24 protein-coding genes are annotated in these 24464 nt (G+C 57.7%); 18 read left to right on the top strand and 6 right to left on the bottom strand.

Annotated elements, in window-relative coordinates:
- Positions 1–10 precede the first annotated feature (10 nt).
- Positions 11–1744, bottom strand: a complete 1734-nt coding sequence (locus tag B2590_RS12410; RefSeq protein WP_286810325.1) for a proline--tRNA ligase — start codon at positions 1742–1744, stop codon at positions 11–13.
- A 108-nt stretch (positions 1745–1852) separates the two neighbouring features.
- Between B2590_RS12410 and B2590_RS12415 the strand changes: the two genes are divergently transcribed.
- A complete protein-coding gene (locus B2590_RS12415; RefSeq protein WP_286810324.1) occupies positions 1853–2281 on the top strand; it encodes a PaaI family thioesterase in 429 nt (142 codons plus the stop codon).
- A gap of 10 nt (positions 2282–2291) precedes the next feature.
- Positions 2292–2906, top strand: a complete 615-nt coding sequence (locus tag B2590_RS12420) for a TetR/AcrR family transcriptional regulator (protein WP_286810323.1) — start codon at positions 2292–2294, stop codon at positions 2904–2906.
- A gap of 4 nt (positions 2907–2910) precedes the next feature.
- Here the strand turns inward: B2590_RS12420 and B2590_RS12425 are convergent, their stop codons facing one another.
- Positions 2911–3408: an Lrp/AsnC family transcriptional regulator gene (locus B2590_RS12425; RefSeq protein ID WP_199446983.1), complete on the bottom strand. Its 498-nt coding sequence runs from the start codon at positions 3406–3408 to the stop codon at positions 2911–2913.
- A gap of 146 nt (positions 3409–3554) precedes the next feature.
- Between B2590_RS12425 and leuA the strand changes: the two genes are divergently transcribed.
- The gene (leuA, locus tag B2590_RS12430; RefSeq protein ID WP_286810322.1) at positions 3555–5255 is read left to right on the top strand and encodes a 2-isopropylmalate synthase; all 1701 of its coding nucleotides are present in this window, start codon (positions 3555–3557) and stop codon (positions 5253–5255) included.
- A gap of 77 nt (positions 5256–5332) precedes the next feature.
- Here the strand turns inward: leuA and B2590_RS12435 are convergent, their stop codons facing one another.
- The 3 genes from B2590_RS12435 to xseA all read right to left on the bottom strand — a co-directional run bounded on the left by B2590_RS12435 (position 5333) and on the right by xseA (position 9202).
- Entirely contained in the window at positions 5333–5542 is a 210-nt protein-coding gene (locus B2590_RS12435; protein WP_008169155.1) for a cold-shock protein, read from the bottom strand.
- Positions 5543–5860: 318 nt separating this feature from the next.
- The gene (locus tag B2590_RS12440; protein WP_286810321.1) at positions 5861–7735 is read right to left on the bottom strand and encodes a propionyl-CoA synthetase; all 1875 of its coding nucleotides are present in this window, start codon (positions 7733–7735) and stop codon (positions 5861–5863) included.
- Positions 7736–7846: 111 nt separating this feature from the next.
- Positions 7847–9202 carry an exodeoxyribonuclease VII large subunit gene (xseA, locus tag B2590_RS12445; protein WP_091641318.1) on the bottom strand — a complete coding sequence of 452 codons (1356 nt, stop codon included), beginning with the start codon at positions 9200–9202 and terminating at the stop codon, positions 7847–7849.
- Between the two features lie 228 nt (positions 9203–9430).
- Between xseA and guaB the strand changes: the two genes are divergently transcribed.
- The 6 genes from guaB to B2590_RS12475 all read left to right on the top strand — a co-directional run bounded on the left by guaB (position 9431) and on the right by B2590_RS12475 (position 15897).
- Positions 9431–10894, top strand: coding sequence for an IMP dehydrogenase (guaB, locus tag B2590_RS12450; RefSeq protein ID WP_007152454.1), 1464 nt, complete (start codon positions 9431–9433; stop codon positions 10892–10894).
- A gap of 65 nt (positions 10895–10959) precedes the next feature.
- The gene (gene guaA / locus B2590_RS12455; RefSeq protein ID WP_036205338.1) at positions 10960–12537 is read left to right on the top strand and encodes a glutamine-hydrolyzing GMP synthase; all 1578 of its coding nucleotides are present in this window, start codon (positions 10960–10962) and stop codon (positions 12535–12537) included.
- A 27-nt stretch (positions 12538–12564) separates the two neighbouring features.
- Positions 12565–13065, top strand: a complete 501-nt coding sequence (gene tadA, locus B2590_RS12460) for a tRNA adenosine(34) deaminase TadA (RefSeq protein ID WP_286810333.1) — start codon at positions 12565–12567, stop codon at positions 13063–13065.
- Between the two features lie 9 nt (positions 13066–13074).
- The gene (galE, locus tag B2590_RS12465) at positions 13075–14058 is read left to right on the top strand and encodes a UDP-glucose 4-epimerase GalE (protein ID WP_269399942.1); all 984 of its coding nucleotides are present in this window, start codon (positions 13075–13077) and stop codon (positions 14056–14058) included.
- Between the two features lie 53 nt (positions 14059–14111).
- Positions 14112–15455, top strand: coding sequence for a UDP-glucose dehydrogenase family protein (locus tag B2590_RS12470; RefSeq protein ID WP_286810319.1), 1344 nt, complete (start codon positions 14112–14114; stop codon positions 15453–15455).
- A gap of 1 nt (position 15456) precedes the next feature.
- Positions 15457–15897, top strand: a complete 441-nt coding sequence (locus B2590_RS12475; protein WP_269399940.1) for an HIT domain-containing protein — start codon at positions 15457–15459, stop codon at positions 15895–15897.
- A gap of 27 nt (positions 15898–15924) precedes the next feature.
- Here B2590_RS12475 and fabR read toward each other — a convergent pair whose 3' ends face one another.
- Positions 15925–16542 carry an HTH-type transcriptional repressor FabR gene (gene fabR / locus B2590_RS12480; RefSeq protein WP_036205344.1) on the bottom strand — a complete coding sequence of 206 codons (618 nt, stop codon included), beginning with the start codon at positions 16540–16542 and terminating at the stop codon, positions 15925–15927.
- A gap of 182 nt (positions 16543–16724) precedes the next feature.
- On the opposite strand from fabR, the gene aspS reads away from it, so the two are divergent.
- The 9 genes from aspS (at position 16725) to tolA (ending at position 24411) form a co-directional block, all read left to right on the top strand.
- Complete coding sequence (gene aspS, locus B2590_RS12485; protein ID WP_036205346.1) at positions 16725–18530, top strand: aspartate--tRNA ligase; 1806 nt, start codon at positions 16725–16727, stop codon at positions 18528–18530.
- A 53-nt stretch (positions 18531–18583) separates the two neighbouring features.
- Entirely contained in the window at positions 18584–19333 is a 750-nt protein-coding gene (locus tag B2590_RS12490; protein WP_036205347.1) for a YebC/PmpR family DNA-binding transcriptional regulator, read from the top strand.
- Between the two features lie 9 nt (positions 19334–19342).
- Positions 19343–19873, top strand: a complete 531-nt coding sequence (gene ruvC, locus B2590_RS12495; protein ID WP_075196205.1) for a crossover junction endodeoxyribonuclease RuvC — start codon at positions 19343–19345, stop codon at positions 19871–19873.
- 31 nt (positions 19874–19904) lie between these two features.
- Positions 19905–20537, top strand: a complete 633-nt coding sequence (ruvA, locus tag B2590_RS12500; protein WP_075196204.1) for a Holliday junction branch migration protein RuvA — start codon at positions 19905–19907, stop codon at positions 20535–20537.
- A 162-nt stretch (positions 20538–20699) separates the two neighbouring features.
- On the top strand, positions 20700–21728 hold the full coding sequence (gene ruvB / locus B2590_RS12505) for a Holliday junction branch migration DNA helicase RuvB (protein WP_036205355.1): 1029 nt from the start codon (positions 20700–20702) through the stop codon (positions 21726–21728).
- A complete protein-coding gene (gene ybgC / locus B2590_RS12510) occupies positions 21721–22164 on the top strand; it encodes a tol-pal system-associated acyl-CoA thioesterase (RefSeq protein WP_036205357.1) in 444 nt (147 codons plus the stop codon). The genes ruvB and ybgC overlap by 8 nt, the downstream gene beginning before the upstream one ends.
- Before the next feature lie 14 nt (positions 22165–22178).
- The gene (gene tolQ / locus B2590_RS12515) at positions 22179–22868 is read left to right on the top strand and encodes a protein TolQ (RefSeq protein WP_007152467.1); all 690 of its coding nucleotides are present in this window, start codon (positions 22179–22181) and stop codon (positions 22866–22868) included.
- 43 nt (positions 22869–22911) lie between these two features.
- Positions 22912–23358 (top strand): protein TolR, encoded by a 447-nt coding sequence (gene tolR / locus B2590_RS12520; RefSeq protein ID WP_036205359.1) that lies wholly within the window; start codon positions 22912–22914, stop codon positions 23356–23358.
- A gap of 78 nt (positions 23359–23436) precedes the next feature.
- A complete protein-coding gene (gene tolA / locus B2590_RS12525; protein WP_036205360.1) occupies positions 23437–24411 on the top strand; it encodes a cell envelope integrity protein TolA in 975 nt (324 codons plus the stop codon).
- Positions 24412–24464: the final 53 nt, after the last annotated feature.

Here is a 24464-nt window from a genome sequence, read left to right on the forward strand (position 1 = left end):
GCGTGCTGACCTAAAGGCCGTTGCGCGGGGAGGCACTGATCAGGAAGGGGAGTGCCTCGGCCAGCGGAATATCCTGCTTGTCTTCGTCACGGCGGCCCTTGTATTCCAGGGTTTCTGCCGCCAGGCCCCGCTCGGACACCACGAACCGGTGAGGAATGCCGATCAACTCCATATCCGCGAACTTCACGCCCGGTCGTTCTTTCCGGTCATCCAGAAGAACATCAAAACCAGCCTGGCGAAGCTGCTCATAGAGCTTTTCGCCGGCAGCCATCACCGCCGGGGATTTTTGGCCGTTCAGTGTCACGATGGCCACCTCAAACGGGGCAATGGCATCGGGCCAGATGATGCCCTTATCGTCGTGGTTCTGCTCAATAGACGAGGCGACAATCCGGGAGACACCGATACCGTAGCAGCCCATTTCCAGGGTGGCGCTTTTGCCGTTTTCATCCAGTACCGTGGCGTTCATTGCCTTACTGTATTTGTTGCCCAGCTTGAAAATGTGGCCAACTTCGATGCCGCGCCGGATTTCCAGGGTGCCCTTGCCGTCCGGGCTGGGATCGCCCTCGACCACATCGCGCAGGTCTTCCACGCGGGCCAGTGCTACATCCCGCTCCCAGTTCACACTGGTCAGGTGGTAGCCTTCCTTGTTGGCGCCGCAGACAAAGTCCACCATGTGCGCCGCACTGCGATCGACAATGACGGGCACCGGCAGGGCCACGGGGCCGATGGAGCCGGCCTTGCAGCCGACCATCTGTTCGATTTCCTCGTCGGTGGCCATGGTCAACGGTTCAGCGACACCGGGCAGGTTTTCTGCCTTGATTTCATTAAGGGTGTGATCTCCCCGCAGAATCAGGGCAATCAAACCACTGTGGCCGTTGTCGTCTTCTTCGGCCTTGACCAGCAAGGTCTTGGCGCAGCGACTGGCGTCTACCTTCAGGAACGTGGCAACGGCCTCTATGGTCCGTTGCTCTGGTGTGGCCACCTCCGCCATTTCTTCGGAAGGCGATGAGCGGTCTCCGGCAGGCGCAACGGCTTCGGCTTTCTCAATGTTGGCGGCATAGTCGCTGTCGGTGCTGAACACAATGGCGTCCTCACCGGATGAGGCCAACACATGGAATTCGTGGGACGCGCTTCCGCCGATAGCGCCTGAGTCCGCCTCGACGGGGCGGTAATCCAGACCCAGTCGATTAAAGATGGCGCAGTAGGTGCTATGCATGACCTGATACGTGTCGTTCAATGATTCCGCATTCACATGGAACGAGTAAGCGTCCTTCATGATGAATTCCCGCGCACGCATCACGCCGAACCGGGGACGTCGTTCATCGCGGAACTTGGTCTGGATCTGGTAGAAATTCGCGGGCAATTCCTTGTAGCTTTTCAGCTCGTTGCGGATCAGATCGGTGATGACCTCCTCGTGGGTGGGCCCGAAGCAGAAATCGCGACCATGGCGGTCGTTCATCCGCAGTAGTTCACCGCCATACTGTTCCCAGCGCCCGGACTCCTGCCACAGCTCCGCCGGCTGCACCGCGGGCATCAGGACTTCCTGTGCGCCACTCTTGTCCATTTCCTCGCGCACGATGCGTTCAACCTTGCGAAGCACCCTCAATCCCATTGGCAGCCAGGAGTAGAGGCCGGAGGCCAGTTTTCGGATCATTCCTGCCCGGAGCATCATTTGATGGCTGATGATCTCGGCATCGGCAGGCGTTTCTTTTTGGGTGGCAATCAGGTAGCGGCTTGCTCGCATTGTGTTATCCGTAAGCAGTTGAGAAAGGGTTCTTTATTTATCCTGTCGTGCTCGCTATTGTACGGAGCGATTACCACGAGGTACAGATGGACATTGGGAGAGCAGCGAATGACACTGACCGCAGTAGAAGTCGAGGCCGTTATCCGGGCCGGTGTGCCCATGGCCGAGGATATCGGATTTACCGTCGACGAGGCGCGTGAGGACGGGTTTGCCCGCACCCGCCTGGTGTTCTCGGAACGCCTGATTCGCCCCGGTGGTACGCTGTCTGGGCCGGTGCAAATGGCCCTGGCGGATGCGTCCATGTATGCGGCGGTGATGGCCGCCATTGGCCAGGTTGAAATGGCGGTGACCAGCAACCTGTCGATCAATTTTCTGCATAAGCCGGCACCGGACGACCTGATCGGGGAGGCGAGGGTTCTGCGGATGGGGCGCCGCCTTGCTTTTTGCGAAGTGCGCTTGCTCTCCGGGCAGGCAAACGAGGAGAAACTGGTCGCCCATGTAACGGGCAGCTATGCTTTACCGTATAACCGCAACTGAAGCAGGAGATATGACCGAAGAAACCGTGGATATCACGCCTCGTCGTCAGCCCGTTCAGGCCAGAAGCCGAGAGCGCGTGAATAGCATTCTCAGCCATGCAGCAGCGATTTTCCACGAGGTGGGTGTCGACGCCACCAGTATGTCCGCAATTGCCCGTCAGTCAGGCATGTCTCTCGCCTCCCTCTACCGTTACTTTCCCAACAAGGCTGCCATCGTAAAGGCCATTGCAGAAGGGCATGTTGAGCGCATGGAGACGGCGTTGAGGGAGCGCCTCGAGACCCTGGAACTGGTGGATGCCGTGGACGTTCTGATCGACCTGTTCTATGAGTTTTATCGCACCGAACCGGCCTATTCCGTGATCTGGAGCGGGGTGGAATCGATGCCCGAATTGCGGGACCTGGATATCCGCGAGCTATACAGCCATGCCCGTGACCTTGATAACCGTTTGCAGGATGTCTGTCCCCGCATTCCGGAAGATCGTCGCTGGACGGCGAGCCTGATGTTGCCCCGCTCGGCCGGAACCGTTCTCAGGCTGGCGGCGACCCTGCCGGACGATCAGGCCCGTTCGATGGTGAGTGAACTCAAGTGCATGGCCCGGGCCTATCTGGCTGAGCTCATCCGTTAGCGAGTCAGGACAGATACCCCAGAGGCAGGGCCGTGCTGTCAATCACCCGCCTCAACACAAAGCTGGAGTGCACACCACTGACGCCCTGGATGCGGGTGATGCGATTTAGCAGAAAGTGGTGATAGTGATCCATATCCGGCACCACCACCTTGAGCATGTAATCGGCGTCCTGGCCGGTAATCAGGTAGCATTCCTGAACTTCGGGGTATTCACCTACCTGCCGCTCGAACGTGGCAAAGCGTTCGGGGGTGTGCCGGTCCATGCCGATGAGTATGATCGCCGTAAGGGACAGTCCCAGCTTTTTGTGATCAAGGATTGTTACCTGCCGAACTATGATCCCGGCGTCCTCCAGTGCGCGGACCCGTCGCAGGCAAGGGGAGGGTGAAAGACCGACTTTGTCTGCCAGCTCCTGGTTTGTCAGCGAGCCATTCTGTTGCAACTGCTCGAGGATATTTCGGTCAATCTTGTCGATTTTAACAAGCGACTTGTCGGAAGTTGACATAAAATTGCACCTTCAGTGATTATCCTGGAATATTGTGTCTATTCTGGGTTTCTTGAGGGATAAAAAGCAATCATTTTCCCCGTGTGACGCGTTATCCTGATACACAATCAATGAATTCCCCGTGAGAACAGCAAGGAATCACCCCAATGGCATTTGATCATCGTAAATACGTTGCGTTTACGCCGGTGGCGAAAACCGATCGTCGCTGGCCGGACAAAGTCATCACCACCGCTCCCCGTTTTTGTGCGGTGGATCTGCGGGATGGCAACCAGGCACTGGTAAAGCCGATGTCGGTAGCGCAGAAGCAGCGGATGTTTGATTTGCTGGTAAAGCTGGGGTTCAAGGAAATCGAGATTGGCTTTCCTGCAGCGAGCCAACCGGATTTTGATTTTTGTCGCAAACTTATTGAAGAAGATCGCATTCCCGATGATGTGCACATTCAGGTGCTGACCCAGGCGCGGCCGGAGCTGATTGAGCGCACCTACGATGCCCTTAAGGGGGCTCGCAAGGCTATCGTACATGTGTACAACTCGACGTCGACGGTTCAACGGGAACAGGTCTTCGGCATGGACCGCGAAGGCGTGAAAGATATTGCGGTCAATGGTGCCCGCATTGTCAAGGCTAACGCCGCCAAGTACCCGGATACCGAATGGACCTTCCAGTATTCGCCGGAGAGCTTTACCGGAACGGAACTGGAATACGCCGCGGACGTGATCGATGCAGTAAACGACGTCTGGCGCCCGGATCAGGGCCAGCCGGTGGTGATCAACCTGCCAGCCACCGTGGAAATGGCGACCCCCAATGTATTTGCCGATCAGATCGAGTGGATCTGCGATCACGTTCGGTATCGCGAGCACATCAGTATCAGCGTCCATACCCACAACGACCGTGGCTGTGCTGTAGCGGCGGCGGAGCTGGCGGTGATGGCCGGCGCTGACCGGGTGGAAGGCACGCTGATGGGCAATGGTGAGCGTACCGGCAACATGGACCTGGTCACCATGGCGATGAATCTTTACTCCCAGGGCGTGGATCCGACGCTGGACCTGTCTGGAATGGCCGAGATTACCGATGTGGTTGAAGCCTGTACCGAGATTTCCACCCATCCCCGCCACCCCTATGCCGGTGAGCTTGTGTTTACAGCCTTCTCGGGCAGCCACCAGGATGCCATCCGTAAATGCCTGGCTCGCCGCACTGAAGGCGAAAGCTGGCATGTGGCGTACCTGCCCATCGATCCTCACGACCTCGGTCGCCGTTATGAGGAAGTGGTTCGCATCAACAGCCAGTCTGGCAAGGGCGGGGTGGCTTATGTCCTGGAGCGCGATTACAACATCAGCCTGCCACGGTGGTTGCAGATCGAGTTCAGTAAGCTGGTGCAGCGCGAGGCCGAAACCAATGGCGGCGAGATTGACTCACTGACGATTCATCGGTTGTTCGAAGATCGTTACCTGAAGGTGGCCAAAGCCTGGGAGTTGAGATCCTATGACCTTCACCGGGATGATGAGGGCGTCAATGCCGTCGTGAGTATTGGCGCTGAAACCGGCCCGATCACTCTCAAAGGTCATGGCCTTGGAGCGGTTGAGGCCGTATCGGCGGCGCTGGAGGCGGAGTACGACGTAACCCTGGCGGTGGAAGCCTACGATGAATTTGCATTGGGTGAAGGTACCAACGCCAATGCACTGGCCTGTATCCGTGTGACTGTGGACGGACAGCATTGCAGTGCGGCCGCTCTGGCCGAAGATACGACTTCGGCTACCTTGCAGGCGCTGTTTTCAGCGATTTCCCAGGTGGTTGAGGCTGGTCGTCGGGATGGGGCCGCCAATAAGGCGTCGGCGGAAGCGGGTGCCTGAAAAAGAAAGAGCCGGCGAATGCCGGCTCTTTCGGATTCCCTGTGCCCGTGAGGGGCATAGGGCGGGGTCGCGTAACCTCAGACCGGGGTTACGTTTTCCGCCTGGGGACCTTTCGGGCCCTGAGTCACGGTAAACTGCACCTGTTGACCTTCGGTCAGGGTGCGGAAGCCGCTTGCGTTGATTGCACTATAGTGAACGAAAACGTCACTGCCACCGTCCTGGGCGATAAAGCCAAAGCCCTTGGACTCGTTAAACCACTTTACGTGGCCTGTTTTTGTATCTGACATTGATCTTTCCTGTATTTCTGAAATTTTGCCCTCACGGGACCATCGGTATCCAGTCGGAATACCGGCGCTGTAAAAATTCAGAAAGTACTGAGGAAAGGGGCAACGAAGAGCACTGCGGCAGGACGTTGAAACGCATTCACCAAATACCGCTGTATTTTCACAGCAATTTCAGTATAGACCGAGTTGGGAAGGCGTCAACGCTTTTTCTAGCACTTTATCTAAGTTTTTTAAACCGCAAAAACAACGAGTTGTCATAAACTCGTCACCAAACGGACGCACCGCTGTGGCGCAGGTTCCGATTGGTGACGGGTCCGGTGGTCAGCCTTTGAATTGCTCGCTGATCTCTTCCAGTATAGCAGGATCGTCGATCGTGCTCGGTACTGCATAGTCCTCGCCATCGGCGATCTGGCGGATCACCCGACGCAGGATCTTGCCGGACCGGGTTTTGGGGAGTCGTTCCACGACCAGCGCCTTGCGGAAGCAGGCAATAGCGCCGATTTTTTCGCGCACCATCTCAACCAGCTCTTCTTCAAGTTCGTCGTGGTCGATGGTTGCGCCGTCCTTGATCAGTACGAGCCCCACGGGCACCTGGCCTCTCATGTCGTCGTGAGCACCGACCACGCAGCATTCCGCGATGGCCGGGTGGGCCGCCACCACTTCCTCCATCTCTCCGGTGGACAACCGGTGGCCCGCGACGTTGATAACGTCGTCCGTTCTCCCCATCACGAACACATAGCCGTCTTCATCAACAAATCCTCCATCACCGGAACTGTAGAAACCTTCGATGGGGGCAAGATAAGTGTTACGGAATCGGGCGTCGTCACTCCAGACCGTGGACATGCAGCCCGGAGGCAATGGCAGCTTAACGGCAATCTGGCCCTGTTCGCCGGCGGGCACCTGATGGCCCTCCATGTCCACCACCTGAACGTTGAATCCGGGGGACGGAAGCGTGGCGGAGCCGGGTTTCGTCGTCATCATCTCGATGCCCACCGGGTTACAGCAGATTGCCCAGCCGGTTTCGGTTTGCCACCAATGGTCCAGTATTGGCAGGCGGGTATGTTCCTTCAGCCATTCGTAGGTGGGTGGGTCCAGTCGTTCGCCGGCCAGGAAGAGGCGCTTCAGGGAACTGATGTCGTAGCGGGACAGCTGATCAGCCTCAGGGTCTTCCTTGCGGACCGCCCGGAAGGCGGTCGGTGCCGTGAACAACAGATTCACGCCGTGGTCCTGGACCACGCGCCAGAAGGCGCCGGCATCTGGAGTTTTGACCGGCTTGCCCTCGTAAAGAATGGTGGTGCAGCCTGCAAACAAGGGGGCATAGACGATATAGCTGTGCCCGACCACCCAGCCAACGTCCGATGCGGCCCAGTAGACATCTCCCGGGCTGGCGTCGTAAACCAGGTGCATGCTGTAGCGAAGAGCGACGGCATGGCCGCCGTTGTCGCGCACAACGCCCTTGGGTTTACCGGTGGTTCCGGACGTGTAGAGGATATAAAGCGGGTCGGTGGCCCTGACAGGCACCGGATCTACCGCCCGGGCCCGGCTAACCATTTCACCCCAGTCGAAATCGCGACCTTCCTGAAGCGTGGCCTTAGCCTGCGGGCGCTGAAACACAATGCAACACTCGGGCTTGTGGTCCGCCTGATCGATGGCTTTGTCCACCAAGGGCTTGTATTCGATGACCTTGCTGACTTCGATGCCGCAGGAGGCTGTGATGACGGCCTTGGGCTTGGCATCATCGATGCGCACCGCCAGTTCATTGGATGCGAAACCGCCAAAGACCACGGAATGAATGGCGCCAATCCGGGCGCATCCCAGCATGGCAATGACGGCTTCCGGAATCATGGGCATGTAGAGAATCACCCGGTCACCCTTGGTGATGCCTCTGTCCTGGAGGGCACCGGCGAAGGTTGCCACCGCACGGGTGAGCTCATTGTAGGTGTATGAGCGGGTGGTGCCGGTGACCGGAGAATCGTAAATCAGGGCTTTCTGTTCGCCGCGCCCGGCCCGGATGTTGGCATCCAGTGCTATGTCGGAGGTGTTAAGGACGCCATCGGGAAACCACTCCCCATGTCCGTTATCTGTGGGCTGCCAGATGGTTTTCGGGGGCTCCATCCAGTCAATGGCAGACGCTTTCTCGCGCCAGAAGGCGTCAGGCTGGTCGATTGATTGCCTGAACTCGGAGTGGTAGTCCATAACATCCACCTCGCATCACTGTTGTTGTTGTGTTTTGTAATACCCACAACTTTAGGCGCTTTGAGGTATAGGACTACTAGACCATAGGCTAAGTTTCTGTCTTTTTGAAAGTTATTGGTTTCCTGAATTGACCGCGGTCACGTTCGCTTCAACGTGGCCGCTGGCAACACGGGCGGTGATCCTGTCGCCGGGCGCGAGTTCACTGGCCTGGCGAACTATATCCCCGTTTTCCTGCTGGACGATGGCGTACCCCCGCCCCAGCGTCGCCAGCGGGCTGACCACATTCAGTGTTTGAGCCAGATGCTCAAGGCGCTCCTGGCGTTGGACGACGGACTGGCGAGCCAAGCGGGTCAGTCGTTCGGACAGCTGGCTGACGCTCCTGCGGTTGTCGTCGAGCCGTTTTGCGGGAGACTGCATTCTCAGGCGCTGGCCAAGGTGCTCAGCGCGTACCTTTTCCCGCTCCATGCGTTGACGCATGGCCTTGCCCAGCCGCAGGTCGAGGTCGTCCATGCGCTGGGCTTTTTCCATCAGTTCACGCCGAGGATCCCTGAGCCTGGCGGAAAGATGCGCCAGCTGAGTCCCCATGCGTTTGAGGGCTCGGCTGGCGGCGCCGGCGAGTCGATGTTCCCGTTCCTTGAGCTGTCGCAGCCAGTCCTGCTGATCGGGTGATATTTTTTCCGCAGCGGCGGACGGTGTGGGTGCCCGCAGGTCGGCGACAAAGTCGGCAATGGTTACGTCCACTTCGTGGCCAACCGCACTGACCGTTGGCAGGGGGCATGCTGCTATAGCGCGGGCGACGGCTTCCTCGTTGAAACACCAAAGATCTTCCAGTGAGCCACCACCGCGACCAATAATCAGCACATCGGCGAGTCCGTGTCGGGCTGCCCGGTCAATGGCACGGACAATGTCAGCTGTTGCTGCCTGCCCCTGGACAGCGGTGGGGTAAAGGGTGACGGGAATGGCCGGGCATCGTCTGGCAAGTACGGTCAGGATATCGTGAATGGCGGCGCCGGTGGGCGATGTCACAACCCCAATGTGGCGAGGGGTTGATGGCAGCGGTTTTTTGCGGGCTGCATCGAACAGACCCTCCATCTGCAGCTTGCGTTTGAGCTCCTCATAGGCCTGCTGCAACGCGCCGAGTCCCGCTGGCTCGACATGCTCGACAATGATCTGGAAATCGCCCCGGTTCTCGTAAAGCGTTACCTTGCCGCGGATGCGAACCTGCTCGCCTTCCTTCGGAATTTCTTTCACCCGCTGGTTGAAGCCCCGGAACATGGCGCAGCGGATCTGGCATTTGCGATCTTTCAGGGAAAAATACCAATGGCCAGAAGAGGGGCGGGAGAATCCGGACAATTCACCCTCAACCCAAACCTGCATGAAGCTGGCTTCCAGCAGGTGGCGGGCCTGGTGATTGAGCTCGCTGACACTCAGCGCTCGGGGCCGGGAATCCTGGAAACCGCTGTCCAAAGGGGGTGCTCCTTCGTTTCTGTGGGGTTGCTGTATACGCAAAAGCCGAAAATTGGAGAGTAAAAATAGCGAAAATTCAAAAAGATGCAACCCAATAGGTAGTCAGCCCCGGTTTACTGTCAACCAAGGCCCATTTATAATAGGTCGATTAAGAATTTTGTACTGCCACAGCCTGCGGGGTGTGGTGTCAGAATTCTCCAATCTAGCATGTTCAAAAGGCGGATCCCAATGCTGCGAATTGCCGAAGAAGCCCTCACCTTTGACGATGTACTGCTCGTTCCAGGACGCTCAGAGGTTCTTCCTCACCAGGTCAGCCTGCAAACCCAGCTGACTAAAGGTATCACCCTGAATATTCCGCTGGTATCAGCGGCTATGGATACCGTGACCGAAGCTGATCTGGCCATTTCCATGGCCCAGGAAGGTGGCATCGGCATCATGCACAAGAGCATGTCTGTTGAGCAGCAGGCCGCGGCCGTCCGCAAGGTCAAGAAGTTCGAAAGCGGCGTCGTGAAGGATCCTATCACGGTGACGCCGGACACTACGGTTCGCGAACTCGTGGACATTACCATGGCCAACAACATTTCGGGGCTGCCGGTGGTGGACGGTGTCGATCTCGTTGGTATCGTCACCGGTCGTGATATTCGCTTTGAAAGCCGCCTGGACACGCCTGTCTCGGAAATCATGACCGCCAAGGACAAGTTGGTGACGGTGAAAGAGGGTGCCAACCTGGACGACGTGAAAGAGCTGTTGCATCGTCACCGCATTGAAAAAGTCCTGGTCGTGAATGACGACTTTGAATTGCGCGGGCTGATTACCGTCAAGGATATCCAGAAGGCGAAGGACTATCCGCTCGCTTGCAAGGACGAGCAGGGCCGTCTTCGAGCTGGCGCTGCCGTTGGCACCGGTGCAGATACAGATGCACGTGTAGCCGCGCTGGTTGAGGCCGGAGTTGACGTGATCGTAGTGGATACGGCCCATGGCCATTCCAAGGGCGTGCTCGACCGGGTTCGCTGGATTAAAGAACATTTCCCGGAAGTTCAGGTGATCGGCGGCAACATTGCTACGTCTGATGCTGCAATCGATCTGGCCGACGCTGGTGCAGACGCGGTCAAGGTAGGTATCGGTCCCGGTTCCATCTGCACGACCCGTATTGTGGCCGGCATTGGCGTGCCACAGATCACAGCAGTGTCCAATGTGGCCGCCGCCTTGAAAGACCGTGGCGTGCCCGTGATCGCGGATGGTGGCGTTCGCTTCTCTGGCGATATTTCCAAGGCCATTGCAGCCGGAGCCTACAGTGTCATGATCGGCAGCCTGCTGGCCGGTACTGACGAAGCCCCGGGCGAGGTTGAGCTGTATCAGGGCCGTAGCTATAAAGCCTACCGCGGCATGGGTTCCATTGGAGCCATGGGGCAGGGGTCCAGTGACCGTTACTTCCAGGACGCCAGTAAAGGCATTGAGAAGCTGGTGCCGGAAGGCATTGAAGGCCGCGTTGCCTGCAAGGGCCCGATGCGGAACATTGTGCACCAGTTGATGGGCGGCCTGCGGGCTTCCATGGGTTATACCGGCAGTGCCACCATGGAAGAAATGCGCACCAAGCCTGAGTTCGTCCGCATCACCAATGCGGGCATGCGTGAGAGTCATGTCCACGACGTGACCATCACCAAAGAAGCCCCTAACTACCGTATCGGCTGACCACTGTCGATTCGGGCGCGGCTCACCCAGTGAGCCGCGTTTTTTCTTTCTGCTCCGAGGATTTCATGGCCCATAACATCCACGACCACCGTATTCTGATTCTCGATTTCGGTTCCCAGTACACCCAGCTCATCGCGCGCCGCGTTCGGGAAATTGGGGTCTATTGTGAGATCAAGGCCTTTGATATTACCGATGAGGAACTGAAAGAGTTCAATCCCAAAGGTATCATTCTCGCGGGCGGCCCCGAGTCCGTGACTCAACTGGGTGGCCCTCGTGCGCCGGAAGGCCTGTTCGAAAAAGGGATTCCGGTTTTGGGCATTTGTTATGGCATGCAGACCATGGCCGAGCAGCTGGGCGGTCGTGTTGCCAGTTCCGAGAAGCGGGAATTTGGCTATGCCCAGGTCAAAGTGCGGGCCAAGGGGCCTTTGCTGAAAGATATTACAGACCATCTCACGGCAACCGGCGAGTCTTTGCTGGATGTGTGGATGAGCCATGGCGACAAGGTTGTGGTGATGCCAGAGGGCTTCGAACTGCTGGCATCAACGGAGAGTGCGCCGATTTCGGCCATGCAGGATACGTCGCGTAACCTCTACGGCGTCCAGTTCCACCCGGAAGTGACCCATACCCTGCAGGGCAAGCGCATCCTGGAGCACTTCATTCTCAACATCTGCCAGTGCGAGGCTCTGTGGACGCCAGCCAAGATTGTTGACGATGCGGTGGAACAGATCCGTAACCAGGTGGGCAGTGGCAAGGTGCTTCTGGGTCTGTCTGGTGGTGTGGATTCTTCCGTTACCGCTGCGCTGCTTCACAAAGCCATCGGCGACCAGTTGACCTGTGTGTTCGTGGACAACGGCCTGTTACGCCTGAACGAAGGCGATCAGGTGATGGATATGTTCGCCAGCAACATGGGTGTGAAGGTTATTCGCGTTGATGCCGAAGACCTGTTCCTGTCCAAGCTCAAGGGTGTTGATGATCCTGAGCAGAAGCGCAAGATCATTGGCAACACCTTCATTGATGTGTTCGACGAAGAAGCCGCCAACATCCGCGATGTGAACTGGCTGGCCCAAGGCACCATCTACCCGGATGTCATTGAATCCGCAGCCTCCAAGACCGGTAAAGCCCATGTTATTAAATCCCACCATAATGTGGGTGGTCTGCCGGAAACCATGAAAATGAAGCTGGTGGAGCCGCTGCGGGAACTGTTCAAGGACGAGGTTCGCCGTATTGGCCTGGAGCTTGGACTGCCTTACGACATGGTGTATCGCCACCCATTCCCCGGGCCCGGCCTGGGCGTGCGGATTCTGGGTGAAGTGAAGAAGGAATACGCCGAAATCCTCCGTCGGGCTGATGCTATTTTCCTGGAAGAGTTGCACCGTGCTGACTTTTACCACAAAACCAGTCAGGCATTTGCGGTCTTCCTGCCCGTCAAATCGGTTGGAGTGGTAGGTGATGCCCGACGCTATGAATACGTGGTGGCATTGCGCGCAGTGGAAACCATCGATTTCATGACCGCCCGTTGGGCACACCTGCCGTACGATCTGCTGGAAACGGTATCCAATCGCATCATCAATGAAATTGAAGGTGTGTCCCGGGTAACCTACGACGTTTCCTCCAAACCGCCGGCAACCATCGAGTGGGAGTAAGCGGGCTCTGTGGCCGGGCTGGAAGCGATGGCTGGCAACGCGGAAGATGAAGTCTGGATGAGTCGCGCCCTGCAACTGGCAGGGCAGGCGGGTACCGCCGGGGAGGTGCCGGTCGGTGCGGTAGTGGTACTGGACGGAAAGGAAATCGGCGCCGGTTTTAACGCGCCGATCAGTGGTTGCGACCCCACGGCTCATGCTGAAATTCGAGCGCTGCGGGACGCCGCTGCGCGAGTGGGCAATTACCGGTTGCCGGGTGCCACGCTTTACGTCACCCTTGAGCCGTGCACTATGTGTGTGGGCGCCATTGTGCACAGCCGCATCAGTCGTTTGGTGTACGGTGCGGCGGAACCGAAGGCGGGTGCCGTGGCGTCGGCTCGGCAAACACTGAACGAGCCACATCTCAACTGGCGTGTTGAGTCTGTCGGAGGTGTTCTGGCGGATCAGTGCAGCCATGTTATCAGCGAATTCTTCACGCGTCGGCGGGCCGACATCCGCCGCCGGAGGCAACTGTTTTCAGGGAAGGAGTGACGATCGATCATGAAAGTTCTGGTAACCGGCGGAGCCGGGTATATAGGTAGTCATGTCGTAAGGCAACTGGGCGAAGCCGGACACGACATTGTTGTTTTCGATAACCTGTCCACCGGATACCGTTGGGCGGTCACCTGTGGTGAGCTTGTGATCGGAGACCTCTCCGATGAACAGGCCATTGCGGACCTTTTCAGCCAGCACCGCTTTGAAGCCGTGCTGCATTTCGCCGCCAATATCGTGGTGCCGGAATCGGTCGAGAACCCCCTCAAGTACTACAGCAACAATACCCGTAACACGCTGAATTTGCTGAAGGCAGTAGAAGAACACCAGGTACCTTACATGGTGTTTTCGTCGACGGCTGCCGTTTATGGCATGCCAGAGGAAACCGTACTGACGGAAGATCTTCCGCTGGCGCCGATCAATCCCTATGGCGCCTCAAAGATGATGAGCGAGCGGATGATCATGGATCTGGCTGCCGCGTCATCCCTCAATTACGTGATCCTGCGTTACTTCAACGTAGCTGGGGCCAATCCGGACGGTTTGCTGGGTCAGGCAACGCCTGAAGCTACGCACCTGATCAAGGTTGCGTGTGAGTGTGTGACGGGCAAGCGCGATGGCATGAGCGTGTTTGGCACCGACTACGACACCCGTGACGGTACCTGCATCCGCGACTACATCCACGTGGAAGACCTGGCCAAGGCTCATGTGATGGCGTTGGAGTATATGGCCGGTGGAGGTGAGTCACGGGTGCTGAACTGTGGCTACGGGCGTGGGTTTACCGTCCGCGAAGTTATTGATGTGGTCAAGCGCCAGTCAGGCAACGACTTTCCGGTGCAGGAAACCGGCCGTCGGGCAGGGGACCCAGCCGCGCTGATGGCTGACAACTCGCGAATCAAAAAGGTACTGGGCTGGCAGCCGGATTACGACGACCTGGATACCATCGTCGGCACAGCCCTGGCCTGGGAAAAGATCTGGCAGGATAAGCAGGGCTGAGAGGCCGCACATCGAATACCAACCATAAATTGCAGACATCAGGGTTTTAAAGGATGAAAATTACTATTTTTGGCACAGGTTACGTTGGTCTTGTCACGGGTGCCTGTCTGGCCGATGTGGGTCATCACGTTCTGTGTATGGATGTGGATCAGGGCAAGATTGATAAGCTTAGGGACGGCCATATACCTATTTATGAGCCTGGCCTCGAGTCCATCGTAAAGCATACGGTCGAGGCGGGCCGCCTGGCGTTCACCACCGATACCCAAGAAGCCGTGGCCCATGGGTCTCTGCAGTTCATTGCAGTGGGTACACCGCCTGATGAAGACGGTTCCGCCGACCTGCAGTATGTGACCGCCGTGGCGCGCTCCATTGGCCAGTATATGGATGACTACAAGGTGGTGGTGGACAAGTCCACCGTGCCGGTTGGTACTGGGGACAGGGTTAAGGCTGCGGTGCGCTCCGAGCTGGACAAGCGCGGGCTGGAGCCGGACTTCGATGTAGTGTCCAACCCTGAGTTTCTTAAGGAAGGCGCGGCCATTACCGATTTCATGAAGCCCGACCGCATTATCGTTGGCACCGACAGTGAGCGGGCCAAAGAGTTGCTGCATGAGGTCTACTACCCGTTCAATCGTAGCCACGACCGCATGATTTTCATGGACATCCGGTCTGCGGAACTGACCAAGTACGCAGCCAACTCCATGCTGGCCACCAAGATCAGTTTCATGAATGAAATAGCCAACCTGGCGGAGCGTTTGGGGGCCGATATAGAAAATGTGCGTCGTGGCATTGGTTCCGACCCTCGCATCGGCTACCACTTTATTTACCCGGGTTGCGGTTACGGCGGCTCCTGTTTCCCGAAAGATGTGCAGGCATTGACCCGCACAGCCAGGGATTGTGACTACGACTCCCGCCTGTTGAACGCCGTGGAAGCCGTGAACAATGCCCAGAAGCACGTGTTGTTCGACAAGATCAGTCATTACTTCGGTGGCAACCTGAAGGGCAAGGTCGTCGCGATCTGGGGGTTGGCATTCAAGCCCAACACCGACGATATGCGTGAAGCATCGTCCCGAGCCCTGATGCAGGACCTCTGGAAGGCCGGAGCGAGCGTGCAGGCCTTTGACCCGGAAGCCATGGAAGAGACCCAGCGTATCTTTGGCGATCAGCCAGGGTTAACCCTGTGCGGCACCAAGGAGCAGGCGCTGAAAGGGGCCGATGTGCTGGCCATCTGTACCGAGTGGAAGGAGTTCCGCTCTCCGGATTTCGAAGCCATAGCCGCAAACCTGAAGGAGCCTGTCGTGTTTGACGGGCGCAACCTGTACGAACCTGAAATGCTTGAGCGCCACGGTATGATCTACTACGCCATTGGCCGTGGCCGGAACCAGTTCCACGGAGGTTAATATGAGTGGGGCGGAGTCGCCGTTTGTCCTGCACGAGCGTCTGGAAGCTGACACAGTCAGCCTCGGACAGAGCAAGCTGTGTGAAATTCGGCTGATGAACGACAGCAACTGGCCCTGGATCCTTCTGGTGCCCAGGGTTGATGGCGTGCGGGAGATCTATCAGCTGGCTCCGGAGCAACAGCGGCAGCTGCTGGCGGAATCGTCCCTTCTTGGGGAGGGCATGATGGAATTGTTCGGTGGGGATAAGCTCAATGTTGCGGCGTTGGGTAACATGGTGCCGCAACTTCACCTTCATCATATCGTGCGTTTTGAAGGCGACTCTGCCTGGCCGGGCCCGGTCTGGGGCAAACTTCCGCCAAAGCCCTACAGTGTCAGCGACCTGGCAAGAATAAGCGAACAGCTGAAGCCGTTGCTGGGTCGGCTCTCGCAAATAGTGGCGTAGTAATCTCTCCCGGCAAAGCCGGGTGGCTTAGCGTTTGTGCCGGGCGATGGTGCGTGATCCAACGAGGATCATCCTGAGCTCGGTTTTCAGTTTGTCCTTCAAGGCTTCCTTTTCCGGTGGTGTTGCGTCAAGCGCCTCGGCGCCTTGGTTGAACACCAGTGTCACCATGGCGTCTGCCACCAGTTTGGAGTCGGATAGGGGGCGCTTCTCTTCATCCGCGATACGGGCCAGATCTGCCGCCAGTTCTGTCACAAAGTGGTCGATTTCAGCTTTGATCGCGGTGCGGAAGGGTTTTGATACCCCGGTGCTTTCCCTCAGCATCAGACGAAACAGATTGGAGTTGTTGCCAAGATACTCCATGAAGGTGTCCACCGAGGTGCTGATGGCGCTGCCGTTTCGTGCAATTCGCTTGCGTGCCTGGCGCATGAGTTGTCGCAGGGCGACACCGCCTTCGTCCACCAGGGCAAGCCCCAGCTCGTCAAGCTCGGAAAAGTGCCGGTAGAACGATGTCGGCGCAATGCCAGCTTCCCTTGCCACTTCCCGCAGGCTCAGGCTGCCAAAGCCCCGGTCCGCACTGAGTTGAGCAAGGGCGGCGTCCATCAGGGCACGGCGAGTGCGGAGTTTCTGTTCGGCTCGGGCTGACAAGGGCGGCTCCATAAGGCGGTAAATCGGCCCATTCTAGCGGCCAAATGTTTTACCGTCACCCACGGTGATGGAAGCCTGATTTTCCCGTTCATTGTGTTTATAATGGGCCGCTTTTGCAGTAGGGTCCGCCAGAACCATTTTTGCAAACTTTTACGCACACATCAGATACAACGGGAACCGGTATGCGCAGTCATTATTGCGGTGGAATCAACGAATCTCACATCGATCAGGAAGTTACTCTTTGCGGTTGGGTTCATCGTCGCCGCGATCACGGTGGGGTGATCTTTCTGGACCTTCGCGATCGGGACGGTATTTCCCAGGTCGTGTTCGATCCGGATACCCCAGAGAGCTTCAATCTGGCGGAGAAGGTCCGCAGTGAATTCGTTATTCAGGTGACCGGCCGTGTGCGCCGTCGTCCCGCTGGTACCGAAAACGCCAACATGCCGACGGGGCAGGTTGAGCTGCTGGGTAAGCAGTTATCCATCCTGAATGCCGCTGCAACGCCTCCGTTCCCGCTAGATGAGCATGTGGATGTCGGTGAAGACGTTCGCCTGAAGTATCGCTTTGTGGACCTGCGTCGCCCGGAAATGCTGAACCGACTGCGTTTCCGTTCCAGGGTGACCAGCTATATTCGCAACTTTCTGGATAGCAACGGCTTTATGGATGTGGAGACGCCTATCCTGACCCGCGCCACTCCGGAAGGCGCACGTGACTACCTGGTGCCAAGCCGCACCCATGAAGGCTCCTTCTTTGCACTTCCCCAGTCCCCGCAGCTTTTCAAGCAATTGCTGATGGTGTCCGGTGTGGATCGCTATTACCAGATCGCCAAGTGTTTCCGCGACGAAGACCTGCGTGCCGACCGTCAGCCGGAATTCACGCAGATTGACATCGAGGCCTCGTTCATCGACGAGGAGACCTTGATGACCCTGAACGAGAACATGATTCGTTCGCTGTTCAAGGATGTTCTGGAAGTGGATCTGCCTGAATTCCCGCGCATGCCGTACGCCGAGGCAATGCAGCGTTATGGCAGCGACAAGCCGGACCTGCGTATCCCGCTTGAGCTGGTTGACGTGGGTGATCTGGTTGCGGGCGTTGACTTCAAGGTGTTTGCCGGTCCGGCTAATGACCCCAAGGGCCGCGTAGCAGCACTACGTGTTCCGAAGGGCGGCGAGCTGACCCGCAAACAGATCGACGACTACACCAAGTACGTGGGTATCTACGGTGCCAAGGGGCTGGCCTACATCAAGGTCAATGATACTTCCAAGGGCGTTGAAGGCCTGCAGTCGCCGATCATCAAATTCCTGGGTGACGATGTTGCGCAGGCTGTCATCGAGCGCTCCGGTGCGGAAGATGGCGATATCGTGTTCTTCGGCGCCGATAAGACCAACGTGGTCAACGAAGCCCTGGGCGCGCTTCGCATCAAGGTCGGCCACGACCTGAACATGCTGACGTCCGAGTGGGCGCCGATGTGGGTGGTGGACTTCCCGATGTTCGAGGAAACATCTGACGGAAGCCTGACTGCGATTCACCATCCGTTCACGGCGCCATCCTGTTCTGGTGACGAGCTGGAAGCGTCACCGGCGACGGCATTGTCCCGCGCCTACGACATGGTGCTCAATGGCACCGAGCTCGGTGGCGGTTCCATCCGTATTCACGACGAAAAAATGCAGGAAAGCGTGTTCCGTACCCTGGGTATTGAGCACGAAGAAGCACGAGCCAAGTTCGGGTTCCTGCTGGATGCGCTGAAATACGGTTGCCCTCCCCATGGTGGCCTGGCGTTTGGTCTGGACCGGTTGATCATGCTGATGACCGGTGCCAGCTCCATCCGTGATGTGATTGCGTTCCCGAAAACCCAGAGCGCCACCTGCCTGATGACACAGGCGCCCGGAGAAGTGGACGACAAGCAGTTGCGTGAGCTTCATATCCGCCGCCGCAAGCCCGTGGCCAAGGCCGGCGAAAGTAAGGAAGACACCCAGGCAGGCGAGTAACGCAATGCCGGAGCACACCCCTATGTGTGCTCCGCGACTGAACGGAGTTGATTATGGCTGGACACAGTAAATGGGCCAACATCAAGCACCGTAAAGCGGCTCAGGACGCCAAACGCGGTAAGATTTTCACCAAGATCATTCGCGAGTTGACGGTGGCGGCCCGTCAGGGCGGGGGAAACCCGGATGACAATCCGCGATTGCGGGGCGTCATCGACAAGGCCCTGACCGCCAACATGAAGAAGGACACTATCGAGCGCGCCGTTGAGCGGGGTGCCGGGGATGGTGACGACAGCAATTACGAGGAACTGACCTACGAAGGGTACGGTCCCGGTGGCGTTGCTATCTTTGTGGAAGTTATGACGGATAACCGCAACCGCACTGTGGCCGACATTCGTCACGCCCTGAACAAGATGGGTGGCAATCTCGGCACTGACGGTTCGGTAGCGTATCTGTTCAGTAAGCAGGGTATTATCAGCTACAGCCCGGAGATGGACGAAGACCGGCTGATGGAAGCGGCCCTGGTTGCCGGTGCCGAGGACCTGGCGACGCTCGGCGACGGCTCTTTCGAGATAGTCACCGTGCCAGATCAGTTCCTCGATGTTAAACAGTCCCTGGTGGAGTCTGGCCTGATACCCGATAACGCAGAAGTCACTATGGTGCCCTCAACCACTGTAGAGCTGGATGAGGAGGGCGCAGAGCCCATCCTCAAGCTCATCGATATGCTGGAAGACCTGGACGATGTGCAGAATGTTTATCACAACGCCGATATATCGGCGGACGTGATGGAGGCACTCCATCAATAAGGGCGCAACGTGTCGATAATCATGGGGGTGGACCCAGGGTCACGCATTACCGGTTACGGGATTGTCCGGGCCGAGGGCCGGGTGATCGAATATATTGACAGTGGATGCATCCGTGTCGGCGAGAAGCCCATGGCGGAACGCCTGCAAACCATCTTCCATAGTCTGGCAACGCTCATTGGCGAATACCGCCCCGAAGAATTCGCCATCGAGCAGGTATTCATGGCCCGTAACCCGGATTCAGCGCTGAAGTTGGGGCAGGCCAGGGGAGCGGCGATTGTAGCGGCCGCCAACAGCGGTTTGCCGGTTCACGAGTATTCCGCCCGCCAGGTCAAGCAGGCGGTGGTGGGTAAAGGCGGCGCTGACAAGTCCCAGGTCCAGCATATGGTCCAGGTGTTGCTGGCCCTGTCTCGCAAGCCGCAGGCCGACGCGGCAGACGCCCTGGCGATTGCGCTGTGCCACGCCCACATGAGCCAGAGCGTTGCCCGGCTGGCGTCCGGAGGTGGCGGGAAAGTGCGAAGTGGCCGGGTCCGAAGACAATAACCAGACTCATTGAAGTCCAGGGAGAAACCCGTTGATTGGTCGTATCCGAGGCATCCTGATTGAAAAATCCCCCGCCCAGGCATTGGTGGAATGCGCCGGCCTGGGGTATGAAGTCGATATTCCCTACACCACCTTCTTTAACCTTCCTGAAACCGGCGACGAGCTGGTTCTCCACACCCACTTTGTTGTTCGCGAGGACGCCCAGAGCCTCTACGGCTTCTCTTCACGGCTGGACCGGGACCTGTTCCGGTTGCTGATCAAGGTTAATGGGGTTGGTCCCAAGCTTGCCGCCGGGATTCTGTCGGGGTTGGATGCGAATCAGTTTATCCGCTGCGTTGAGGCTCGCGATGCTAATGCCCTGGTCAAGCTTCCCGGTGTTGGCAAGAAAACCGCCGAACGCCTGCTTATTGAAATGACAGATCGTATAGGGCAACTTGAAGGGCAGTTCACGCCAGCGTCGCCAAATGCGACGGTTACCTCCGACTCAGCCAACGCGAGCATTGCTGCAGGTCATGACCCCAGGGAAGAGGCGGAAGCCGCACTGATTGCCCTGGGGTACAAGCCACAGGAGGCGTCCAAGGCGATCAGCAAAGTGGCGGAAGAGAACATGTCGAGCCAGGAATTGATTCGGTTGGCGCTACGGGCAATGATTCCTGCCAACTAATGGGTAACGGGCTGATTAAAAGAGTGTCATTAATCGCATCCTGGCCCCATATGTGTAGAGAGCGTAACGTGACAGCAAAAGCGCCGTTTGTACAATTGGGGCATAATGAACCCGATACGAGTGTACAGGCATGTTGTTTATTTCCTCTGAGCGGGTAGTTCAATGATTGAATCGGATCGCCTGATTACAGCCCAGGCCGGACAATATGAGGAAGTGCAGGATCGAGCGATCCGTCCCGGTGTGCTTGCGGACTATGTTGGTCAGCCGGCTGTGCGGGAGCAGATGGAAATCTTCATTTCCGCCGCGCGAGGTCGCCAGGAGGCATTGGATCATGTGCTGATCTTTGGTCCGCCGGGGCTGGGCAAGACCACGCTCGCCAACATCATTGCCAATGAAATGGGTGTGTCCATTAAGACCACATCCGGCCCGGTGTTGGAAAAAGCCGGTGATCTGGCCGCCATGCTGACCAACCTCGAAGAGGGTGATGTCCTCTTCATTGATGAAATTCATCGTCTCAGCGCCGCCGTGGAAGAAGTGCTCTACCCGGCGATGGAAGACTACCAACTGGATATCATGATTGGAGAGGGCCCGGCGGCCCGCTCCATCAAACTGGACCTGCCCCCCTTTACCCTGGTGGGTGCGACGACACGCGCCGGGCTTCTGACGTCGCCGCTGCGGGATCGTTTCGGCATCGTCCAGCGTCTTGAGTTCTATAACACCAAGGATCTGACGGATATTATTCTCCGTTCCGCGCGATTGTCATCGGTCGCTATCGACAACGGCGGTGCTTACGAAATTGCCCGTCGTTCCCGGGGAACACCCCGTATTGCCAACCGCCTGCTACGCAGAGTGCGTGACTTTGCTGAGGTAAAAGCGGATGGCAGCATTAGTGAGTCCATTGCGGACCAGGCACTGAACATGCTGAAAGTGGACGCCCAGGGGTTTGATCACATGGACCGGCGCCTGCTTTTGGCGATGATTGAAAAGTTTGATGGTGGCCCGGTCGGTGTCGAAAGTCTGGCAGCGGCGATCAGTGAAGAACGAGGCACTATCGAAGACGTTCTTGAGCCGTTCCTGATTCAGCAGGGTTTCATGGTACGTACGCCCCGTGGGCGTATGGTGACGTCCAATGCCTACCAGCATTTTGGTGTAGTGCCATCCGGTCCGGAACGGGAGGACCTGTTTGACTGAGCGTTATGATTCATCGGTCGGGTTGGCGGTTCGCGTGTACATCGAGGATACCGATGCCGGCGGTATCGTATACCACGCGAAGTACCTGCACTATATGGAGCGTGCCCGTACGGAGTGGGTTCGTCACAAGGGTGTCGGGCTTCGCGCCGGCCTGGCGGATAACATCAGTTACGTTGTCCAGCGCCTGTCGATTCACTACGGTGCTCCGGCCAGGCTCGACGATGAGTTGCGAGTGACCGCGGAGCCAGTGGCGTTCGGCCGTGTATGGATGGATTTTCGTCAACAGGTTGTTCGCCGCTCCGATGACAAGGTACTGGCCTCGGCGGATGTGCGTGTGGCCTGTATAGCACTGGATTCCGGCCGGCCAAGACGCCTTCCGGTAAACATGCTGGAGTTGCTGGAAAGCAGCCTGAAAACCAATTCACAAGTGGAATAATCCAGGAGTAAAAGGTGGAGTCAGAAGTTTCTGTTTGGTATCTCATCGCCAACGCCGGCGTGCTGGTTCAGCTGGTTATGCTGTTGCTTGCCCTGGCGTCCATTATCTCCTGGGCACTGATCTTCCAGCGCCTGAAGGTGTTCCGCAAGGCCAAGCAGGCCCAGTATGCGTTCGAGGAACGGTTCTGGTCCGGAATGGACCTGGGTCAGCTCTACCGGGAAGTGAACAGTAATCCGACGCCGTTCTCCGGCATGGAGTCGTTGTTCCGGGCTGGTTTCAAGGAATTTTCCCGTCTGCGCCAGCAAAGCCGGGATGCCGATGCCGTCATGGAAGGCACCCAGCGTGCGATGCGAGTGGCGTTTTCCCGTGAGCAGGAGCGGTTGGAGATGCACTTGCCGTTTCTTGCAACCGTCGGCTCCACCAGCCCCTATGTCGGTCTGTTTGGCACGGTCTGGGGCATCATGAATTCATTTCGGGGACTGGCTCAGGTTCAGCAGGCGACCCTCGCCACGGTAGCCCCCGGTATTTCCGAGGCATTGATAGCAACGGCAATGGGCCTGTTTGCGGCCATCCCCGCCGTGATTGCCTATAACCGTTTCTCCGCTATTTCCGATGCGCTGCTGAAGAACTATGAAACCTTTGCCGATGAGTTTTCGAGCATCCTCCATCGCCGTGTGCATAACAGCGAGCAGTCAGCCGCATGAGGAAGGCAGCCAGTAACGGACAGCCAGTCGGGAGAGCAGAAACATGAAAGGCATGGGAATGATGCCGGCGAGAAGTCGCAAGCCGATGTCTGAAATCAACGTCGTACCCTACATCGACGTCATGCTGGTGCTGCTGATCATCTTTATGGTGACGGCGCCGATGCTGACGCAAGGCGTAAAAGTGGATCTGCCGGAAACCACATCGCAGCCGATCCAGTCCGACAAGAACGTGGAATCTATCGTGGTGTCCGTCGACAGCAATGGTGCGTATTTCATGGATATCGGGGATGAAAGCAGTGACCCGATGTCACTCGCGGACATTCGCGACCGGATCGCCAAAATCCTGTCCCAGCGTACGGACCGCGAAGTGCTTGTTCGGGGTGATGAGCATGTTGAGTACGGTACCGTTGTTCGACTGATGGCTCAGTTACAGGCCGCAGGGGCGTCTAATGTCGGATTGATCACCGAAGCGCCATCCATTGATGAGTAAGTACAGAGCAGGCAGGTTTTTGTGAGAGGTCATGAGCGTGATGTAACCAACACGGGCCAGCCGCCCTGGAAGTCGCCCGTGGCTCTGTCAATCCTGCTGCATGGGTTGATCCTGGGCGTGGCCTTGGCCGGATGGACGTGGACCAATCCCTCGGAGGATCCGCCGCCGCCCAGTATTTCTGCGCGCCTGATCACCCCGAACGAGCCCGAACCCAGCCCGGTGACGGAACCGGTTGATGAACCGGATCGTGATGAAGAACGCAGGCAGGAGGAAGAGCGGAAGCGTAAGGAAGAAGCCGAACGTCGAAAGGCCGAAGAGGAACGCGAACGGGAAGAGGCTCGCCGCATCCAGCAGGAGAAAGAGCGCAAGCAGGAACAGCAGCGCCAGGAAGAGGCGGCGAAGCGCGAACGTGAACAGCAGCGCAAAGCGGAAGAGGCTGCCCGCCAGAAGGCTGCTGCTGAAGCCAAGGAGCGTGAACGTCAAAAGGCCGAGGAAGAAAAGCGTCGCCAGGAAGAGGCTGCCCGGAAGGCCGCCGAGGAAAAACGCCGTGCGGAGGAGCAGCGCCGCAAGGAAGAAGCTGAGCGCAAGGCGAGGGAAGAGCGAGAGCGCCAGGAAGCTGAACGGAAACGCAAAGAGCGTGAGCGGCGTCTGAAAGAACAGCAACTGGAAGCCCTGGCGGAAGAAGCCCAGCAGGAACGCGAGGCGGAGGAGCGCCGTAAGAGGGAGGCGGCTGCCGCTAAAGCGCGCGAAGCGCAGATGCTGACGGAAAGCCAGAAATATCAGGCGCTGATTCGTGAACGATTGAGCCAGGCCTGGTATCCGCCATCATCGGCAACCGAGGAGATGACTGCGCGGCTTCAGATCACTTTGCTACCGACTGGTGAACTTGCCTCGGTAAAGCTTGTCTCCACCAGTGGCAACACGGCATTCGACAATTCGGCGCTGGGCGCGGTTAAGTCGTTGAATCGTTATCCGATTCCCGATGATCGGGACACGTTTGAAAAGTATTTTCGCCAGTTTACGATTGAGTTCAATCCTCGGCGGTTGAGATAAGGACAATGGGAAATCAAATGACGAACCGGAGTACTAAAGGCACAACCCCAACC

The organism is Marinobacter sp. UBA3604 (assembly GCF_002375325.1).
In the GTDB taxonomy this organism is placed as follows: domain Bacteria; phylum Pseudomonadota; class Gammaproteobacteria; order Pseudomonadales; family Oleiphilaceae; genus Marinobacter; species Marinobacter salarius.